Here is a 17,908-nt window from a genome sequence, read left to right as displayed (position 1 = left end):
CGAATTACTCAAAACTCAATCACTATGTCAAATAATCCTTCATTCTTTATTCCATATAAGTATCTACTTTGTTTTTACTTATTACTGAACCTTATACTTCGCATTGTGTTAATCAACCATCCTATTACTATCACTACTTTCACCATAGGAGAGATGTTAGCAATCTTTGGACTAGGCATTATCCGTGATATTCTTGTATTCAATATAGGATATTTCATATTCTGGCTCTACTTTATATTTTTTTCAAATCAGAAGTATAATAGACTTTATGGATACATCATACTCTCTATTTTATTAGGATTATGGGGATGGGTTACCTTTGGCAAAACTATTATATCAGAATATGGTGGTGTACTTCCTGAAATAGTTATTACTTTTTTATCTATAAAAACAGGACTCTTCAGTATCTGTCTATTCTTACCTCAATACAGAACAACTGTTCGAAAAATAAGTTATGCTCTTACATTATTTATCTTCGTGTTAATCCTTATACAAAATACAGTAAGCGAATTCTTTTTTTGGAATGAGTTTGGTGTTAGATATAATTTTATTGCTGTTGATTATCTGGTATACACCAATGAAGTAATAGGAAATATTATGGAATCCTATCCAGTTGTTCCACTGTTTAGTGTCATCGCTCTAGTCACTTTAGCAGCTACATATTATATTTATAAAAAGACGGTGTATGTCATAGAATATCTCGCTCCTTTAAAAAATAAGATTATACTGAGTATTGTTTATTTACTTATACTAGGAATTTCTCTTTCTACTATTACGAAAGTAATGACTCCTTTAAATACAGACAATACTTTTGCTGAAGAATTAGAAAGTAATGGAACTTTTAAATTTATCCAAGCCTTTAATAATAGTGTGATCGATTATTTTAAATTTTACAGGACTCTACCTGATGACCAACTTATTAAAAACTTAAATAAATTCTACCCTCAGTATAACGGAGCGTCTTCTCTTCTTAGAAATATAGATAGTGAGGAGACTACTATCAAGAAAAATGTAGTTCTAATAAGTATAGAAAGTCTGAGTGCAGATTTTATGGAGTTCTATGGTAATAAAAATAAACTAACTCCATTCTTAGATAGTCTAGCGATGAAGAGTTTATTCTTCACCACTACTTATGCTACTGGTAACAGAACAGTAAGAGGCCTAGAAGCAATAACTATGTCTATACCTCCTTCTCCTGGTGAAAGTGTCGTAAAACGTAAAGACAATAAAAACAAGTTTACCATTGGAAGTATATTTGCAAAAAATGGGTATTCTGTCAAGTATTTATATGGAGGAGATGCCTATTTCGATAATATGAAAGACTTCTTCGAGGGCAATGACTATAGCATTGTAGATAAATCTAATTTTACTCCTAACCAAATTACCTTTCAGAATGTATGGGGTGTAGCTGATGGCGATATGGCCAAGAAAGCCATAGAAATAATGAATAAAGAATATCAGCTAGGTAAACCGTTTTTTAATCATATTATGACTGTCAGTAACCATAGACCTTTCACATATCCTGACGGAGTATTAGATACCTCAGACCTTACTAGCGCTAGAGATAAGGGTGTTAGATATACTGACTACGCTATCAAAAAGTTTTTTTTACTTGCCAAAAAACAACCATGGTATGACAATACTATTTTTGTAATATTAGCTGACCATTGTGCTTCTAGCGCAGGCAAGACACAATTACCTTTGGATAAATATAGAATACCGGCTATGATTTATGCACCTAAAGGGCTTTCCCCACAACAATTTGATCAAATGATTTCACAGATAGATGTAATGCCTACCTTATTAGAAATACTTAACTTTAAGTATGACACTAAATTCTTTGGAACTAATGTTTTACATTCAAATTATAAACCAAGAGCCTTTATAGCTACTTATCAAGATTTAGGTTATATCCGAGAGAATACATTAACGATTCTTAGCCCAAATCAAAAAGTAAGACAATATGGATTCAATAGTCAGACTGTTAATAATCTAGTGACTCCTCTTAATGAGATAGATAATATTAAATCTAAATATGTAGATGAAGCCATTTCTTTCTATCAGTTTACAGCAAAACAATTAGAAACAAAAAGTTATAACAAATAAAAAAAGCAGGGAGCGTACTTTAAGAACACTCCCTGCTTTTTTAAAACACACGTAACACAATTATTTATATAAATGCTGTTTACTACAAATAAACAACACACAATTGTTCTAAAAACATTTCAATTCTACAATTACATAAGAAAACGGGAAAACACCACTTACCTTGTTTTCCCGTTTTAATTTTAAAAAACACTTATCACTTTGTAATATATAATTGAAAAAAACTTATCAAATTTAATTAATGAAAATACTAGCACAGCATTCTTCTTAATCTTAGTATAAAACTCCTTAATTCATTTAGATTAATAAGTATTAATACTTAATTTTGATACTGCAAAAATCACTATTATTGTATAACTCACATAGGACATTTGTCCTTAATGCTATAAAAAAATGTTAAGAATAAATATAGACTTTCTATCATACATTGAATCATTGGCACAGACTGATGTTTTTAATGACAAAATTTTATTGCAACCTTATAAGCCTAAAGAAGTTTTATTACATCAAGGAGATCCCGTTACTAAAGTGATTGTTATTAAAGAAGGGATCACTAAATGCTATATTACAGAAGAAAATGGCAAAGAATATATCCCTGAGTTTTTAAGTACAGGAGAGATAATGGGTGAAATAGAGTTCATAGGTAAGAAAAACTGCTTATGCTCAGTAGAAGCGATAACTCCTGTAAGTGCTTATATCATTCCTCTATCCGTATTTGAGCATTTATTAAAAACTGATATAACCTTTAATAATACTTTACTAGAAGTAGAAGCATTAAGAGTATTTCATACTAGTGAGAGAGCTTCTTTCCAGCAACTATATACAGTAGAGCATGCTCTCGAAAAACTATTAGAACTTCAAGAAAAAGAACAAGTACATATTTCTAAAGAAGATATGGCCTCTTATCTAGGTATCACTACACGTACCCTAAACCGTGCCTTAAAGAAGATACAAGAAGAGGAATAATAAACGAGGGAATAGTACGTATTCCCTCGTTTATTACACTTATTACATCCAGTGTAATGCTGATGCTTCTACTTGATAAAGCCAATTATCTCTTAGCTTTACTAATTCACTATATTGAGTAGTACTAAAGGATACCATTCCTCCTGCCGTATAAAGCCTTAAACTACCTACATCTGCTGATTGTTGCCACCATAACTGAGACAATACGATCTTCTGTATCTTATGTGGTTCTATATAAATGTAGGAGATATCCCACATCCCCCTTCTTATCATTATAAAGTCTTCACTTACTTGTAGTGTACCTATTTTATAAAGCCGATAAAGTAATAACAACATAATCACATTATAACTCACTACCATCCCTATAAACATAGCAGAACTAAAGTTTGCCCTAAAGAACAAGGTTAAAACGACTAAAGGAACGACTACTAATAAAAACACTCTAAAGCCTAAATACCTATAATTATACTTCAAAACAGTAGTATATTCTTTCTTATCTTCTTTAGACATCATTATTTTAAACAGATCTTCTCTCTCTTGGGTAGAACAACCTGGTATCTGTAATCCTGACTTTTTATTACCTCCATCTTCTCCTGCCACTTGACTTATCTTTAAACTACAGATATCAAATAACTTTTGAAAATAGTTCTGTTCTATTTCAACTTTTTGGACTCGCTCCGGTCTAATAATCGTATTCCTAGTGGACAACAATCCATGAGATAATAGCAATGTCTTATTCGAAAATGTAACTTTAAAATCCCAAAAACGCAATAAAGTACGAGTCACATTTACTATCAATACTGTTAGAACCAAAAACACAACTAAATATAGAAAAGCTACCAAAGGCATTCCTCCTTCTATATAGTTTGTTACTTCTTCTTTATCGATATATTCTTCTATAGAAATACTTCTCACAATAGAGTCATACACCATATTAAAGAATACAAGTATCAACCCTAAGGTATACAAATAGTTAGAAGTCACTCCTACTTTTAAAAGTGTAAGTATACTTATTCGTTTTGTATCTACTTTTTTCTCTGCATGATCATGATTCCCTTGTATTGAGTTTACTGAAATATCCTCTATTATTTGTTCTCTCTTATAATTTAGCAGTATCTGTTTTAAGGTATCAGCATCAACAAAAGACATAGAAGGGATAGTAGCTTCTTTATCTTTACTACCAGCAGAATCTATCTCTACAGAATACACATTGATCACTTTATTGATAAAACTCTGATTAAGATTTACCTGTTGTATTTTCTCTAATTGAATAGTAACCTTCGATTTATTAATAATCCCTTTTTGAATAATAAATGAATTAGTTTCTTCATCAATATAAAACAAGAAGTTACGATAGCTCAAATAAGCAATTCCAAAACTTAATGCGATTCCTCCTATTATAAATCCCCAAATACTAATGGGCAGCTCTATACGCTTATTCACTAGAAATAGTACTATAAGAGGGACAAAAGCTCTTACTATTTTCTGTAAGGCATTCAGAAAATTAGCGATTATTCCTATTTTAGCTTGTCTAGTAGGCTGATAAAAACTATTGTTATTCATGTACAGATTCTTGTGAGGGTTATATAATATCAAGATTAGACTTTAAAGTCTGCTGAGGGGACTTCGTTATCTTTTGTATAACATATGCCTTTAATTGCTCTCCTTCCGTTTTTGAGATACCGGTAATCTTTAGATCCCCTAAAGCTCCACCTGCTGTAAAAAACTCCACAGTACATAAATTAAACACACGTAGTAAAGCTCCTTCATATACTCCCACATGCTGTACTCTATTAAAAGGAATAACGGTCTGCGATCTATTAATAATACCCGTTTTATAAATAATATCTTGCTCGCGTAATGCATATCCCTTCATCGCTACCCCCTTCATAGAGATAATACATATCAAAATAATCAATACAACGCTTAATCCTATAAATGAGTATAACAATGCTTCATTCAACAAAGATTCACTCGTCAAATACTGAAAAATATAAGGGATAAAAGCAATTAGTAAGATAATAATAGAAATTATTATTAATCTTATTCCCACTACTACTCTATACTTAGAATCTAGATTTTTAAACACTACTCGTTCTATTTTTGGTAGTGTATCTATATCGACTTGTTTATTTTCAAACATACTATTCTTATACTCCCGCTACTAGCAGGTATTAATTCTACAAGTAAATATATCATATAAAATAGATACTTCAATTTATAGTGAAAAAAAAATCCCTTAAAAGCGCTATACTCTTAAGGGATTTTTTCACTAATGTATTGTTACTTTACAGCCTGATTAATAACACCTATATAATAAGGTTTTTTCACATTATCTTTCGCTCCAATCAATATGATAGAATAGAACTGTGACGGTTTAAAAACAACATCTTCTCTAATAGCTAATACCTTTCCATCCTTATCTTTCACTGTGATAACATATGTATTAGAATCTAAAGCATTAAAGTCCTGTGTTTGTACAGCAGTTGTTTCACTATCTTGAACTCTATTTTCAAACTCTTTTATTACTGTCTTATCATTGAACTGCACTGTAGCGACTACATTATCCGAACTCAAATTAAAGAAACGTACACCTGATTGTTTACCTTCATTTAAAGGAGATACTTTCTTAACACTATCGTCAGTTATAAAGTGAATCACATTCGATTCGTCTCCTCCTATAAAAGAAGTATAAAACTGTCCACTAGTTATTTTTTTGTTTGTAGCAGCGATAGGTTTTGTTTTATTAATACCATACACATTAATCAACCTATTTCCTTGCCATAAATTCACATAGCCAACGCCTCTGTAAGGTAATGGGTAATATGGACTCTGAACAGGACGCCCATCTGTTACATAAAAAACAGCATCATCACTTTCAAAAGCATTTACCATAGTAAAGCCACCTGCGTGCTCTGACAAATCAATATAGTCATCATCACTACTACAACTAAATACAGTAAAACTTAGAAACAGTACTACCAATAAACTTAAAACTCTTTTCATAATAGATCTTTTTAAATTAGTTTTTCATCAATTTTATTTACTTATAATGACAAGCAATAATCATGCAAGTCTATGAATGAATTACCATTAAAATTTTCTAATATCCTTATTTACTTAATTTTCTATTAGCGTAGAATAATAAAGATTCTACATAATCTCCGTCGAAGTCAATCTTATAAATTTTGGAAACTTTAAACTCCTCTATCTCGTCAAACCATTCCCCTGAAGCAGATAGCTCTTCAAATGCAAAATATTCGCTATCATCACTATCCATATATTTACCTACATAAACACAGTCCTCCTCTTTAAATTCTAATCCAAAAGCACCATATTTATTGCCAATATCTTTTAAAGTATCAAAGATATTATCTTTTAACTCAATAGGGATAGTATAAAAGTCAACATGTTTTGCTTTCAATACTTCTTCTATAAAAGCAATATTTTCTCCACGTTCTATAGTAGATATTTTATCAACTGCTATCAATTCATACCCATCTATAAGGTAATCGACCGAATTACACTTCGTTAATAACCACTTGTCATTATAAGCTAATACAATACCAAGTATTAAGTCTTTCTTTCTACCTTTTAAGCGAATGCCTACTAATTTATTCAAGTAATCTTTTATCATAGTAATAGATATTAATGAATTAGGTAATATATGACTAGAGACTATTTATACGCTCCACTCCCTATTCTCAATAGGTCTTTACTAAAATTATGAATATTTAGACAATTATTCATAAATACCTCTTCTTTTTTTAACCTTAAAACATAGCAAATCAACTTCCTATTAATCAAATAGATATAATTGAATTTCAAAAACTATTATTGCTTTTTTTGATATTCCACTATTTTATCTACCTTTAAAACGAGGCATATTTAACTAAAAAAGAGGTATGACAATACGGCTTCAATTCTATTTTCAAAAAAAAACACATATTATTGTATGATGTTATCATTATGTATGAATAGGCTGAAGTAAAGACAGAAATTAAAATCCTAAAAAAATTACATAAATTTTGGCTACGCTTACTATTGGTGAGTAAGATATAGGCGTATGGCTTGCACTTCGTAGGAGATAACTAGGGGTTTTCTTGGGGTTTCCTAGCCCAGAAGGCCTTTTTCTCGAAGAAAAGTGCGAAAACTCCTCAAGCAATCTGCTAGTAAATCAGAACTAAACTACCTTTAGTTAATCCTTAAACACTTAATTATCCGATAGTTTAAAAACGGTTTTATTTTACTTCTTATGTAATTTCAAAAAAATAGTGATTGATCAGAGCTCTGACGTATAACAAAAAAGCAGGATATGTGTATCCTGCTTTCATTCTAAATAAATTATTTTGCTTTAAGATGAGTAGCTACTCCTATTCTATTCCAAGCATTTATAGTGACCATACACATGATAAGTTGTGCTAAATAGACTTCACCGAACAACTGTTCTGCTTGTTCATATAGTTTATCACTAATTCCTCCTTGATGAATAAATGTGACTGCTTCAGTCATTTCAAGTATTACACGTTCTTCTTCTGTAAATAGCTCTGTTTCTTGCCATCCAGCTAATACTAGTAAGCGCCTTACAGATTCTCCATACTTTAAAGCATCTTTTGTATGAATATCTAGACAGTATCCACATCCATTTAATTGAGATGCTCTAATCTTTATCAGCTCTTTATGCAAAGGTGTTAATTCAGATTCATTTAAATATTTTTCTAATACTAACATTCCTTCATATGCTTTAGGCTGTACATTGTAAATTGGTTTTCTCATGGTTATAACTTTATTGTTCTTAATAGCACAAATCTAAAACTATGGTTTACCAATAAACTTAAACAGGTTTAAGAAAACCTCTTCTTCTTTATTTCACTTAAATACTCTGGACTAAATCCTAAATAAGAAGCCATTAAATACTGAGGAATACGCTGAATAAACTCTGGAAATCGCTCTTCAAAATGAAAGTATAGTTCTTCTCTACTAAATTCGTACAAATATTTCACTCTATACTGTGCAGCAGCATAAGCATGTTGAAAGACTTTTCTGAAATACTTCTCTATAATAGGATGTTTCTCTAATAGTAAAGCAAATTGTTCTTTAGTAATCACTATTACTTCAGATTTCTCTACCGCTTGTACATAAAAACTACTATTCGTATGCTGTTCAAAAGCCATATTATCTGTCAACCACCAATTCTCTATAGCAAAATCAGTAGTCTGCTCCATACCATTATTTTTAATATAATAACTTCTCAAACACCCTACTTCTACAAAGAACAACTTATCACAGAGCATATCTGCTTCTAAAATGACCTCTTTCTTTTTGACCTTAATAAGCTCAAAATAAGATAAAATAGACTCTATTTCTGATAGAGAGAGAGTTCCTACAAATTTTTCGATATGCTGTATAAGGTTTTTCATTGGCTATAGGTTATAAAACAAAGATACTTACTTCAAATGTAATTGTTTAAAATACGCTCTTCTATACTTCATAAAATCATCTGTTAACTTACACTCAAAGAAATCAAAAGTATGTACAGCCCCTTTTACTTCTAAGCCTGTCACTTCCCCTCCATTACTCTCTACAGAAGCTACATACTGTTTTGCTTCATCGATTAGAGGGTCATACTCCGCTAATACCATTGCCATAGGCGGCAGTTTTTTATAATCATTCATCTTATTCGGTACTGCATATTCTCTCCACTTATCACTATTACCTGACAAATAATGCTTCCACATATAGGTTGCACTTTTTTTAGATTGCATAGGCGCATGAGCATAAGTATGCATAGAAGGAGTATTCAGCTCATCTGATGTAGGTGGATATAGAATAAAAGCCTTGTGTATTGGGATATTATGATGATCCCTATTTAAGTGTAAAAGCGATAAAGCTATTGTACCTCCTGCACTACTACCCATCACAGATATATTCTGTTTATCTCCTCCTATAGCTTCTACATTATTATAACACCATTCTAGAGCACTAACACTATCTTCTAAAGCAGCTGGAAAAGGATGCTCTGGTGCTAAACGATAATCAATAGAAACTATAATCACCTGTCCTTCTTGTACAAGATCTATTAATTGAAAATCATACTGCTCTGGGGTTCCAAAGATAAAAGCTCCTCCATGCAAAAACAAAACTACAGGCAAAGGTTTCTCTATTTCTATTGGCTTATATATTCTTACTTTAAGAGAGGTATCATAAGATGTCGCTATCAATAGATTATAAACCTCTATATCAGAAGGTATAGCTATAGCTCCCTCCTCTAGCATTAATTGTTCCTCTGCGATGCGTATTTGTTGAGGGTTAGACTCTAAAAGAGAGTCATAAGGTATCTGTGTCCAAGCACTTAAAGAAAGTGCTATCAATAGTTCTTTATCTATATTCATATTTTAAATGATTAATGTAAAGAACAAAAGTCTTGTCTTTTTACCACATCTTAGAGGACATAGGTCTATAAGTGTGCTTCCTTTCGTATTCTACTCAAGTGCCTTGGAGTAACATTTAAAAATGAAGCTAAATATATACCAGGTATCTGCTGTATATAATGAGGATGATTATGAAGTAACTTCAGATATCTATCTTTAGCCTCTAAACGTTGGATATCAAACAACTTTTCTTCTAGCTCCATAAACTGCTCTTCTAATAATTGTTTAAAGAAGTTAGTCCACACAATACTATCAGCACATAGTTTATCTACATCTGCCTTATATAGGACATACAACTCTGTTTTTCCTAAAGACTGTATATTCTCCTTAGATGGTTGACCTGATATAAAAGAAGTCATCGCTGTCATCATATTATCATCAAAGGTGATACAATACGTACGCTCCTCCCCGTTTTCTAGTAGAAAAAAAGAGCGTAATACCCCCTTTTTTATCCATACTATCTTATCAGCTACTTCTCCTTCACTTATCAGCATTTCTTTATTTTCTAACGTTTGTTCTTGCACTAAAAGGGATAGAGACTTCCATAAATCTTGTTTTATCACCTTAGACAATGTACTAAATGACTTGCTTCTCATCAGACAGTTTTTTTATTTCGATGGTTCTAAAGGTAAGATTAATACGTGGAGTATGAACCATTTTTGTAGGTGGTAATCTATGTAACCAATTTTCTTGAGTAGTTCCTTTCATGACTAATAGACTTCCACTGTCTAAGATAATATCAACCTTAATCCCATTCTCTTTGTGTTTAAAAGCAAATTTGCGGACTGCTCCAAAACTCAGGGAAGCTATAGCACCGTACTTCTTTAGATCCTTTTCACCATCGCTATGCCACGCCATTCCCTCTTCTCCGGTATGATACAAATTTAGAAGGCATGAATTATAAGTTTCTCCAGTCTTTTCTTCTACTATTTTTTTTAATGCTAATAACTCATCTGTCCACAGCAAAGCAGTCTTTGTAATATTCGAATAAGTATAACTAAAAGGAATATCACCATACCAAGCCACTTTGCGCTTAGTAGTTACCTTCTTCCCAAAGATTATAGCTTGATCGCATTGCCAATCTATATTAGTGAAAAGTTGATCATAATAGTAGTTACTCTCTTCTTTATTAAATACTACTCCATAGTAATCTACTTCTCCATCATAAGGAAGAATATTTGTAAATCCCTGACTATAATCACTAAACAAATCCATATGCGCTAATTTAACACTACAAGTTTATAGATTATCTAACACAGATTAAAAAAAGTAATGCGATAAATTAAAGCAATCTTATATCAATAAAAAAGGTTCCCTAAATAGAGAACCTTTTGATTAAAATTATATTTTAATATTTACTCGTTTTTTGCTCTTGGGCATAATCTATTGACCAATGCACTAAATTTAATAAGAACCATGAATTGTAAACATTCTTCCTATCTCTAGACATTCCTACAGCTGGTCCACGATTACTACTACTTACAGTTGGATATGTACCATAACTAGTACTTCCATTAATTCTTCCTCCCATGAAATTATTATTTCCTACAATCACTAATCCTCCTTTATTTCGAATAACAGCGAAAGCGCTTGTATTACTTCCTGCTAAAGAGGTAAAGCTCTGTGTGTTTACAGTAATACCAAGCTTATTATTATTATGAGGTCCTATTAATTTTCCACCTACAGATTGACCAAACTTTCCAGCTAGTATTAAATTATAATTATGTCCCTCAGCGATAGCGGGATTATAAATATAAGATACTACATTATCTCCATTTTGGTTTGCCCCCATAGATTTAACTGAATTACCATATTCTCCTAAATAGCTTAAAAAGTTATTTAATTGATCTGCATCACTCTCTCCATAAATAACTGCACCCCCTTTATTTTTTACATAGTTTGCTAATCCTTGTAAATTACTTGAAGTGATATCCATTTTATTAGTTCCACTATGTTTACCTCCGATAATAATAACATCCACATCACTTAAGTTACTGGCTGAAAAAGTATTACTATTGCTTAAAAGTCTATCCGTAGCATTTTCACTGCTACTATCAACGTCATCCATTACAGGTCCAGCTTGTTTAAATGTAATACCATCTACTCTAACTACTCCATTCCATCCAAAGTGTCTACTGTTTCTCAATAAAGTTGGGCCTCCTCCCCATGTAAATTTATGAGTTCCTCCAGGATGCCATGCCATTGCCCCAAAAGTATATACTACCATTGGCTGGTAAACAAAATCAACGTTTGCTCTTAAATTAGTAGGTTGACCTTCATTAAACAATGTAAAGGTCTGAGTAGGCATATCCGACATAGACTTTCCTTCAGGAACTAAACTAATATTCTGAACACCTACATTGTCGACAACTCCCTTAGCGGTAAACTTAATACCGTTAATTTCATTGGTACTAAAATCATATTCCCCAGGAGAAGTAACATTTACTGTCAAAGTTAACCCTGATCTTTTATTATTTGTTCCTATGGTCATATCTGACTTAGGAGGAAGATAATATATACTTGTGGTCTTCGAAATAAAATGACTCCAGAATTTTAAAGAACTTCCTGAGAAATTAAACTCAGCCTTACCTTTTACATTCACTACATACTCAGGACAATTATATTCATACATACTTATGTTCTCTATAGGATATTGAGCTCCATATTCTCTAGCTCCCTTAGATTCAAAAGTAACTATTAACTTATTTTCACCTGAAACGCTAGGCAAATCAGTTCCTACCTCTGGTTTTAAAACAACATACATCATATTTGCTTGCGAAGCATTGAATTTTAAATCAACCACTTCTGAGGTAAATACAACTGCATTTCTACCTTCTGCAGCAGTACTTCGTATCTTAAAAACTCCTCTACCTGGAGCTGTTACTAATATTGGCAAATTGATTGTATGATATGGGCTAAATGGTTTATTTAGTTCCCAATCTCCATTGACAGAAAATGAAAAATATTGATGATCACATAAAAAAGCTAGATTTACTTTTTCTATCGCTACATCTTTAGTTATTGATTTTACACGTCCATACTCGTCTAATGTATTAGATCTAAATACTATTGGTGTAATTATAGGGGCATTAGATCCTCCCGAAGCTTTGAGTTTTAAAGTAGCTCTACCGCTTGTTACCTCTGCATTTGTCAATACTCTAGATGCCTTAAATGACATTCCGTTTACAGAAGTGCTTGTTATCTCTACCTTCCCTCCTGATTTAATATTAGTTAAAGAAGCCTCAAGAATAGTTTCATTACCTGTAATATCAACTCCTTGATAAACTTTGCCTACCTGATTTATTGTAAAAGTAAAACTAGGCCCTTCTAGATTAACAAAATTATTTACTACACAACTTGCTTTTTTTCCATTAAAAAGAAACTGTATTCTATCTCCTTCTAGACCATCCGCATATCCTTTTACAGGCGTTCCTGTTCCCTTTAAGATAACATTATAAACCCCTGCTGTAGGGAATCTCCCTTTTGAATAAAAAGTGTAGCCATTCTTCCGATTATCACTTGTATGGTAAGCATCTGCTTCTATTTCATAAGTCCCTGGTACAGATACATTAACTCGTATTGAAATAATATTTGCTTTTGGGTTTAAAGAATGCTTAACAGTATATTCTCCTGCTATTGTAATATCTCTACAATTAGCTACTGTAATATCAAATTCAGCAGGTGCATTTTCATCACCGCATAAACTCAACCAAAGCTTACGACTAGAACTATAAAACTCCATACAGTCTTCATCTGTATTAAAAATCATTAATCCAGGCTGAATACTATTAAGAGGAATATTATTTCTTTGGGCTGTATTCATTCTAGGAAGTAAAAATCCTTTCTTATTAGAGTTTAACTCAAGAATACTAAAATCTAAAGGAGCCTCAACTGCATTAAACACAGTTCCATCAGATATTTGAGTTCCTTTTGTAGTCTGACTTTGTTGCGCTAAGATACCTATACTCATAAACAAGGATAGTATAAACCAAAGAACAATTAACCTTCTACTATTATATTTTATTTTTATACTCATAAACAATTTTTTTATAAGCTAAACTGAGTTTAGTACTCAGTTTAGCTTCTTTACTTATTGCATTGCTTTATATTCTTATTTATTTGCTTTAATATATTCAATAGCCCAAGCCATTACATTGGCATATAACAAAGAATTATCCACATTATAAGTTCCTCTATCATAAAGTTTACTTTGAGGTTTACCATTAACATCAAATGCCGCTGGGTAACTAGATTGATGTGTACTATTTAACACTCCTAAGCACCAACCTCCATCTCCAAAGAAAGCCAATCCTAATGAACTATGCCTTAATCCCCAAGTCATATTTGACCCATCACCTTTTACAACTAAAGGCAATAAATTTCCAGTTACATTAGAATAGTACCAACCATTATGAGCATCATTCCCTATATGTTTGCCTACAAGACTTCCAAATGGTCCATTGATAATAGGATCATTAGAACGATTCACAACATGATTAATCATTGTGTATTTATTACTTGCCTCGCCTAGACTACTTCCTGATATTGTCTCAATAATTTGTTTAGTTTCTCTATGAGCTCTATTCTCATCCCCAATAATTAAAACACCTTTTTTATTAGTCACAAAATCAACTAAAACAGGTACTGTTGAACTATTAGCGTTATATCCGATGACGTTAAAAATAATATCAACTTTATTATTATTAATAAAGTTCTGTAAAGCTGATCCTTGTAATTTAGTTGTTAAAATTCGAACATTACTTACTCTAACTGTTCCATTTGGTCCAAAATTATTAGCGTTCTTTAAAATTGCACTTGCTGCATTTCTATTTTTATTTGGGTCTGGTCCGTAGGTAGTACTTCCTAATGTTAAAACAACAATTTCTCTATCTGTTACATTAATAGCTACAGCACATGTAGATCCTGTTGTTGAATTATCTGAGGTAATACTAAATGTATAATACCCACCCTGTGTAAATGCTCCTGTTGGTCTTAAAGAAACAACTTGTTGACCTTTATTTGTAAAAGTTCCTGACGCTTCAAACTTAACCCCATTAATTTCATTTGTATAAATATGATAATTTCCTGGGTTTTCTACATTGACTCTTACATTGATAAAATGATTAGGTGTAGGCACTGCATTAGTATGATAACTTCCAAAAACAGCGACAGTATTACATTGAATTCCATATTTAACTGACTGTTTTATTATTTCTTGAGTCATTCCTGTACCACAGAAAGTCCCTTTATTAGGAGTCATAGCAGTAAATTTTAAAGAAGTGGCTCCTGTTGGAATACTGATATCTTTTTCTGGATAAAAAGTAATGTACTGAATATTATCGGTATTACCATTTAATGTCAAATACACATCTTCTGCAATATACTTAACTGGAGTAGATCCATTTAATGCATATAAAGATCCTAATAACTCCATTTTTCCAACAGCTCCAGGTGCTTTAACTTTAATAGGTATAGTAACTGCATTATTTCTTGTAATTGTTTCTTCTTCTTTAAATTCTCCTCTAAATACAATAGGGTAAAGAGGATTATTACAAACCATTTCATAATCCACATCTAGCACATGAACATGCACTCTTAATTGAGGCACACTATTGTTTTCTGAATTGGTCTTAAAATCAAAAATATTAGGAGAACTCACCCCAGTTGCTACCTGTGGAATACCTTGTCCTACAATTTCAATTTGTTGCACCCCTACATTTCTAAATTCACCTGAACCACTAAAAGTCATTCCATTTATAGTCGATGTACTCTGTACTTGCCAAAAGCCAATATTTTTAACATCTACATTTAGTGTAATTGTATTTTGAGAAGCATTCAAAGGTACTCCTATATACGTTTTCCAATTTAAGTTCTTTGTATCAACAACCCCATTTGTAATCACAAAATCAAGCTGAGAGGAAAGTACTTTTATCTTTAATTGATCATTACATACTGTAGAAGTTTTACCATTAATTGTAAAAACAATATTATCTCCCTCACTTTTATTTAAAGGAGTCCCTAGTCCTTCTAACACTAAGGTAAAGAAACCTGTGGTTGTAAAAGTTCCTGATCCATAGAAAGAATAACCATTACCTGAATCTGCACTTATATTATAAGTTCCTGCTTGTGTCACATGAACTGTAAGATGTATTGCTTCAGTATCTCTTAAATATTCACCTTGTTTTAAGGTATTACTTCCATGAGAAGAACTTAATACTATATTATTACAATTCGTAATATCTAAAGTAGCAGGAGGCAAAGTTCCACATAAACTTAGCCATCTATTTGTTTTCTTACTCCAATAATTAACACAGTCTGTATCTATATTATAAATTGTCAAACCATTACCTCTTTCTTTATCAGTAATAGATATAGCATCTCTTTGAACATTGGTTAATCTAGGAAGTAAAAATCCTTTATTCGTACTTTCTAGTTCTAACACAGATGTTTTAGAAGCTGCAACTTCACTATTTGCTACACTTCCATCCTTTATCTTTGTCATATTCATTCCAACTTGCCCAAAAGATGTAGCCATGCCAAAAAACATAGCTACGATCAATAGGACAATAGAATAAATAGAAACTCTATTTAATCTTGTATTATTCATCAATTCTATCTTTGATTAATATTTAATTACTTCAATAATGCCTCTAAAGCTTCTAAACGCTTGGCTAAGTCATTCACATCATTTTTCAAATCTTGAATTTCTTTATCTTTAGCATTTAACTCTTTTTGTTGGTCTATTACGTGTAAGAATAACTCTTCTGTTTTTTCTAACAACTGAATTGACAACTCAGAAACATTAAATGAATATCCTGTCTCTGTTTTCTCTAAATCACTTATTGGTGTAATACCTGGTAAGTGTCTATTCGATTTGATATAACTGTCAACAGTATTTAAATCATTAAACTTATAATCATACTTCAGTGTTGAATATCCATCAAAATAACTTTCAAAAACATAGTCAGCATAATAACTATTAGTTGCAGTAATGCTACCATTTACACGTAACTTTTCATTCGGCGCACCAGACTTATCTTTATAACCTATTCCAACCCATCCCATTGTATAGATATCTTGATCATTCTTAGTTGCCTTTTCATCATTACCTGTATACCAAGGCTCTTGATTAATATCATTCAACGAAACATAATTCGATATTCCTCTTTCATCTTTGTAAACCAAAGAATTTGCATTTTCATCAATTGCCAGAGAAGTTAAGGTTTCAGCAGACTCTTTAAACATATCACTGATATAGATAGGCGTTAATACCTTTTCTTCATCTTTATATACTAAAGCTGCTTTTCCTGTTCCTGGTTGACCTTCTGTGGCTCCAAAATCTTTGTCAAACATTAACTCTGTTAGAGTTTCAAATCCTCCTCCACTAGAGCCTCCCATTTGACCAAATAACTCACTTCCCTTAATATCTTTCTTCTGCCCCTTCTCATTTGTATACACATACTTAATAGCCTTATATTGTCTAGTGAAAGTCTCATCATCTCTTTCTACATCTGTATGAACTTCTTGATCCTCACCATCTATCTCATCTAAATACACAAAAACCATATACTCTTCTGGTGTTATTGTTGTATTAGTTTCAAAAGCATTGACAACATCAGATACTTTAAAAGTTCCTTCTTTTGTTGTAATAACTAGGTCTTCTCCTTCTTTCTTAACGCTTACGTCACCTCCTACATTTGTTATAAAGTCTATTAAACTATTTTTGACATTATCAAATTTTACAATCTTATCAAATTCATCTATAATTGTTTCTGATACTTTTATTGTTACAGGATCTTTTTCTCTTGTTTCATCAATAAAATAATACTCTTTAAGTTCTATTTCTTCTTGATTTACTTGATGTTTACTATATCCTTTTTGAATCTCTGTCAGCGTTTCTGCAAACACAATATCTGCAGCATTATTCGCTCCATTATTAAATACAAAACCAGCTTTAACATCATTGAAATTTTCAGAATCTTTAAGAGTTAAACTTGCCAATACTGAATGCTCTTTAATGAAATCTGTCAAACTAGATTCTTTATCTTGATTATCTTTTGTTTTCCATTTAAATACAAAATCACCATCTTTCTCTATCACAGTAACTGTGCCAGGGAGAGCCTCTTTTTCAATATTCTTAATAATCTGTTTAATGAATTCATTATTATCTCCTAACTTAGTAATGAACTCACTATTCTCTACAAGCTTAGTTACAAACACATCGTTTTTAGCAATAGTCTCTCCTAAAGCGTCTACTGATAGAGATACTGATTCTCCTCTTGAGTCTGTAATTACTAAATTCTCTTTATTTGCATCGATCGCAAAAGACACGTTTACTGTATCAAGATTTGACCAGTCGATATACTCTACCTTGCCATCCTTGATATAGAAGAACTGATTCTTTT

Annotated in this window: 14 protein-coding genes; 2 read left to right on the top strand and 12 right to left on the bottom strand. The window is 31.8% G+C overall.

Annotated elements, in window-relative coordinates; genetic code table 11:
• Window positions 1-24: 24 nt before the first annotated feature.
• Both AABL85_RS11745 and AABL85_RS11740 read left to right on the top strand, forming a co-directional pair.
• On the top strand, window positions 25-2,106 hold the full coding sequence (locus tag AABL85_RS11745; protein ID WP_341310223.1) for an LTA synthase family protein: 2,082 nt from the start codon (window positions 25-27) through the stop codon (window positions 2,104-2,106).
• Between the two features lie 393 nt (window positions 2,107-2,499).
• Entirely contained in the window at window positions 2,500-3,072 is a 573-nt protein-coding gene (locus tag AABL85_RS11740; protein ID WP_341310222.1) for a Crp/Fnr family transcriptional regulator, read from the top strand.
• Window positions 3,073-3,114: 42 nt separating this feature from the next.
• Here AABL85_RS11740 and AABL85_RS11735 read toward each other — a convergent pair whose 3' ends face one another.
• The 12 genes from AABL85_RS11735 to AABL85_RS11680 all read right to left on the bottom strand — a co-directional run bounded on the left by AABL85_RS11735 (window position 3,115) and on the right by AABL85_RS11680 (window position 17,603).
• Complete coding sequence (locus AABL85_RS11735) at window positions 3,115-4,635, bottom strand: PH domain-containing protein (RefSeq protein ID WP_341310221.1); 1,521 nt, start codon at window positions 4,633-4,635, stop codon at window positions 3,115-3,117.
• 19 nt (window positions 4,636-4,654) lie between these two features.
• Window positions 4,655-5,215 carry a PH domain-containing protein gene (locus AABL85_RS11730; protein ID WP_341310220.1) on the bottom strand — a complete coding sequence of 187 codons (561 nt, stop codon included), beginning with the start codon at window positions 5,213-5,215 and terminating at the stop codon, window positions 4,655-4,657.
• Between the two features lie 140 nt (window positions 5,216-5,355).
• The gene (locus tag AABL85_RS11725) at window positions 5,356-6,078 is read right to left on the bottom strand and encodes a hypothetical protein (protein ID WP_341310219.1); all 723 of its coding nucleotides are present in this window, start codon (window positions 6,076-6,078) and stop codon (window positions 5,356-5,358) included.
• Window positions 6,079-6,184: 106 nt separating this feature from the next.
• Window positions 6,185-6,709 (bottom strand): hypothetical protein, encoded by a 525-nt coding sequence (locus AABL85_RS11720; protein WP_341310218.1) that lies wholly within the window; start codon window positions 6,707-6,709, stop codon window positions 6,185-6,187.
• 707 nt (window positions 6,710-7,416) lie between these two features.
• Window positions 7,417-7,848, bottom strand: coding sequence for a carboxymuconolactone decarboxylase family protein (locus tag AABL85_RS11715; protein WP_341310217.1), 432 nt, complete (start codon window positions 7,846-7,848; stop codon window positions 7,417-7,419).
• 68 nt (window positions 7,849-7,916) lie between these two features.
• Complete coding sequence (locus AABL85_RS11710) at window positions 7,917-8,492, bottom strand: Crp/Fnr family transcriptional regulator (RefSeq protein WP_341310216.1); 576 nt, start codon at window positions 8,490-8,492, stop codon at window positions 7,917-7,919.
• 27 nt (window positions 8,493-8,519) lie between these two features.
• Entirely contained in the window at window positions 8,520-9,464 is a 945-nt protein-coding gene (locus AABL85_RS11705; RefSeq protein ID WP_341310215.1) for an alpha/beta hydrolase, read from the bottom strand.
• A gap of 65 nt (window positions 9,465-9,529) precedes the next feature.
• The gene (locus tag AABL85_RS11700) at window positions 9,530-10,099 is read right to left on the bottom strand and encodes a Crp/Fnr family transcriptional regulator (protein WP_341310214.1); all 570 of its coding nucleotides are present in this window, start codon (window positions 10,097-10,099) and stop codon (window positions 9,530-9,532) included.
• Window positions 10,080-10,718: an alpha-ketoglutarate-dependent dioxygenase AlkB family protein gene (locus AABL85_RS11695; protein WP_341310213.1), complete on the bottom strand. Its 639-nt coding sequence runs from the start codon at window positions 10,716-10,718 to the stop codon at window positions 10,080-10,082. Before AABL85_RS11695 ends, AABL85_RS11700 begins: the two co-directional genes overlap by 20 nt.
• A gap of 133 nt (window positions 10,719-10,851) precedes the next feature.
• Entirely contained in the window at window positions 10,852-13,539 is a 2,688-nt protein-coding gene (locus AABL85_RS11690; protein WP_341310212.1) for a hypothetical protein, read from the bottom strand.
• A 75-nt stretch (window positions 13,540-13,614) separates the two neighbouring features.
• On the bottom strand, window positions 13,615-16,110 hold the full coding sequence (locus tag AABL85_RS11685; protein WP_341310211.1) for a hypothetical protein: 2,496 nt from the start codon (window positions 16,108-16,110) through the stop codon (window positions 13,615-13,617).
• Window positions 16,111-16,136: 26 nt separating this feature from the next.
• Window positions 16,137-17,603, bottom strand: coding sequence for a hypothetical protein (locus AABL85_RS11680; RefSeq protein WP_341310286.1), 1,467 nt, complete (start codon window positions 17,601-17,603; stop codon window positions 16,137-16,139).
• Between the last annotated feature and the right edge of the window lie 305 nt (window positions 17,604-17,908).

Source organism: Myroides odoratimimus, from assembly GCF_038039805.1.
GTDB lineage: Bacteria > Bacteroidota > Bacteroidia > Flavobacteriales > Flavobacteriaceae > Flavobacterium > Flavobacterium odoratimimum_B.
Note: the sequence above shows the minus strand (reverse complement) of the source record. Positions and strands in the feature narration are given on the sequence as shown.

What these genes read in the sequence shown, in the direction of transcription:
- AABL85_RS11725 (WP_341310219.1), bottom strand. Translation starts at nt 6,078, where the DNA reads ATGAAAAGAGTTTTAAGTTTATTGGTAGTACTGTTTCTAAGTTTTACT.
- AABL85_RS11690 (WP_341310212.1), bottom strand. Translation starts at nt 13,539, where the DNA reads ATGAGTATAAAAATAAAATATAATAGTAGAAGGTTAATTGTTCTTTGG.
- AABL85_RS11735 (WP_341310221.1), bottom strand. Translation starts at nt 4,635, where the DNA reads ATGAATAACAATAGTTTTTATCAGCCTACTAGACAAGCTAAAATAGGA.
- AABL85_RS11745 (WP_341310223.1), top strand. Translation starts at nt 25, where the DNA reads ATGTCAAATAATCCTTCATTCTTTATTCCATATAAGTATCTACTTTGT.
- AABL85_RS11740 (WP_341310222.1), top strand. Translation starts at nt 2,500, where the DNA reads ATGTTAAGAATAAATATAGACTTTCTATCATACATTGAATCATTGGCA.
- AABL85_RS11695 (WP_341310213.1), bottom strand. Translation starts at nt 10,718, where the DNA reads ATGGATTTGTTTAGTGATTATAGTCAGGGATTTACAAATATTCTTCCT.
- AABL85_RS11685 (WP_341310211.1), bottom strand. Translation starts at nt 16,110, where the DNA reads ATGAATAATACAAGATTAAATAGAGTTTCTATTTATTCTATTGTCCTA.
- AABL85_RS11705 (WP_341310215.1), bottom strand. Translation starts at nt 9,464, where the DNA reads ATGAATATAGATAAAGAACTATTGATAGCACTTTCTTTAAGTGCTTGG.
- AABL85_RS11720 (WP_341310218.1), bottom strand. Translation starts at nt 6,709, where the DNA reads ATGATAAAAGATTACTTGAATAAATTAGTAGGCATTCGCTTAAAAGGT.
- AABL85_RS11710 (WP_341310216.1), bottom strand. Translation starts at nt 8,492, where the DNA reads ATGAAAAACCTTATACAGCATATCGAAAAATTTGTAGGAACTCTCTCT.
- AABL85_RS11715 (WP_341310217.1), bottom strand. Translation starts at nt 7,848, where the DNA reads ATGAGAAAACCAATTTACAATGTACAGCCTAAAGCATATGAAGGAATG.
- AABL85_RS11700 (WP_341310214.1), bottom strand. Translation starts at nt 10,099, where the DNA reads ATGAGAAGCAAGTCATTTAGTACATTGTCTAAGGTGATAAAACAAGAT.
- AABL85_RS11730 (WP_341310220.1), bottom strand. Translation starts at nt 5,215, where the DNA reads ATGTTTGAAAATAAACAAGTCGATATAGATACACTACCAAAAATAGAA.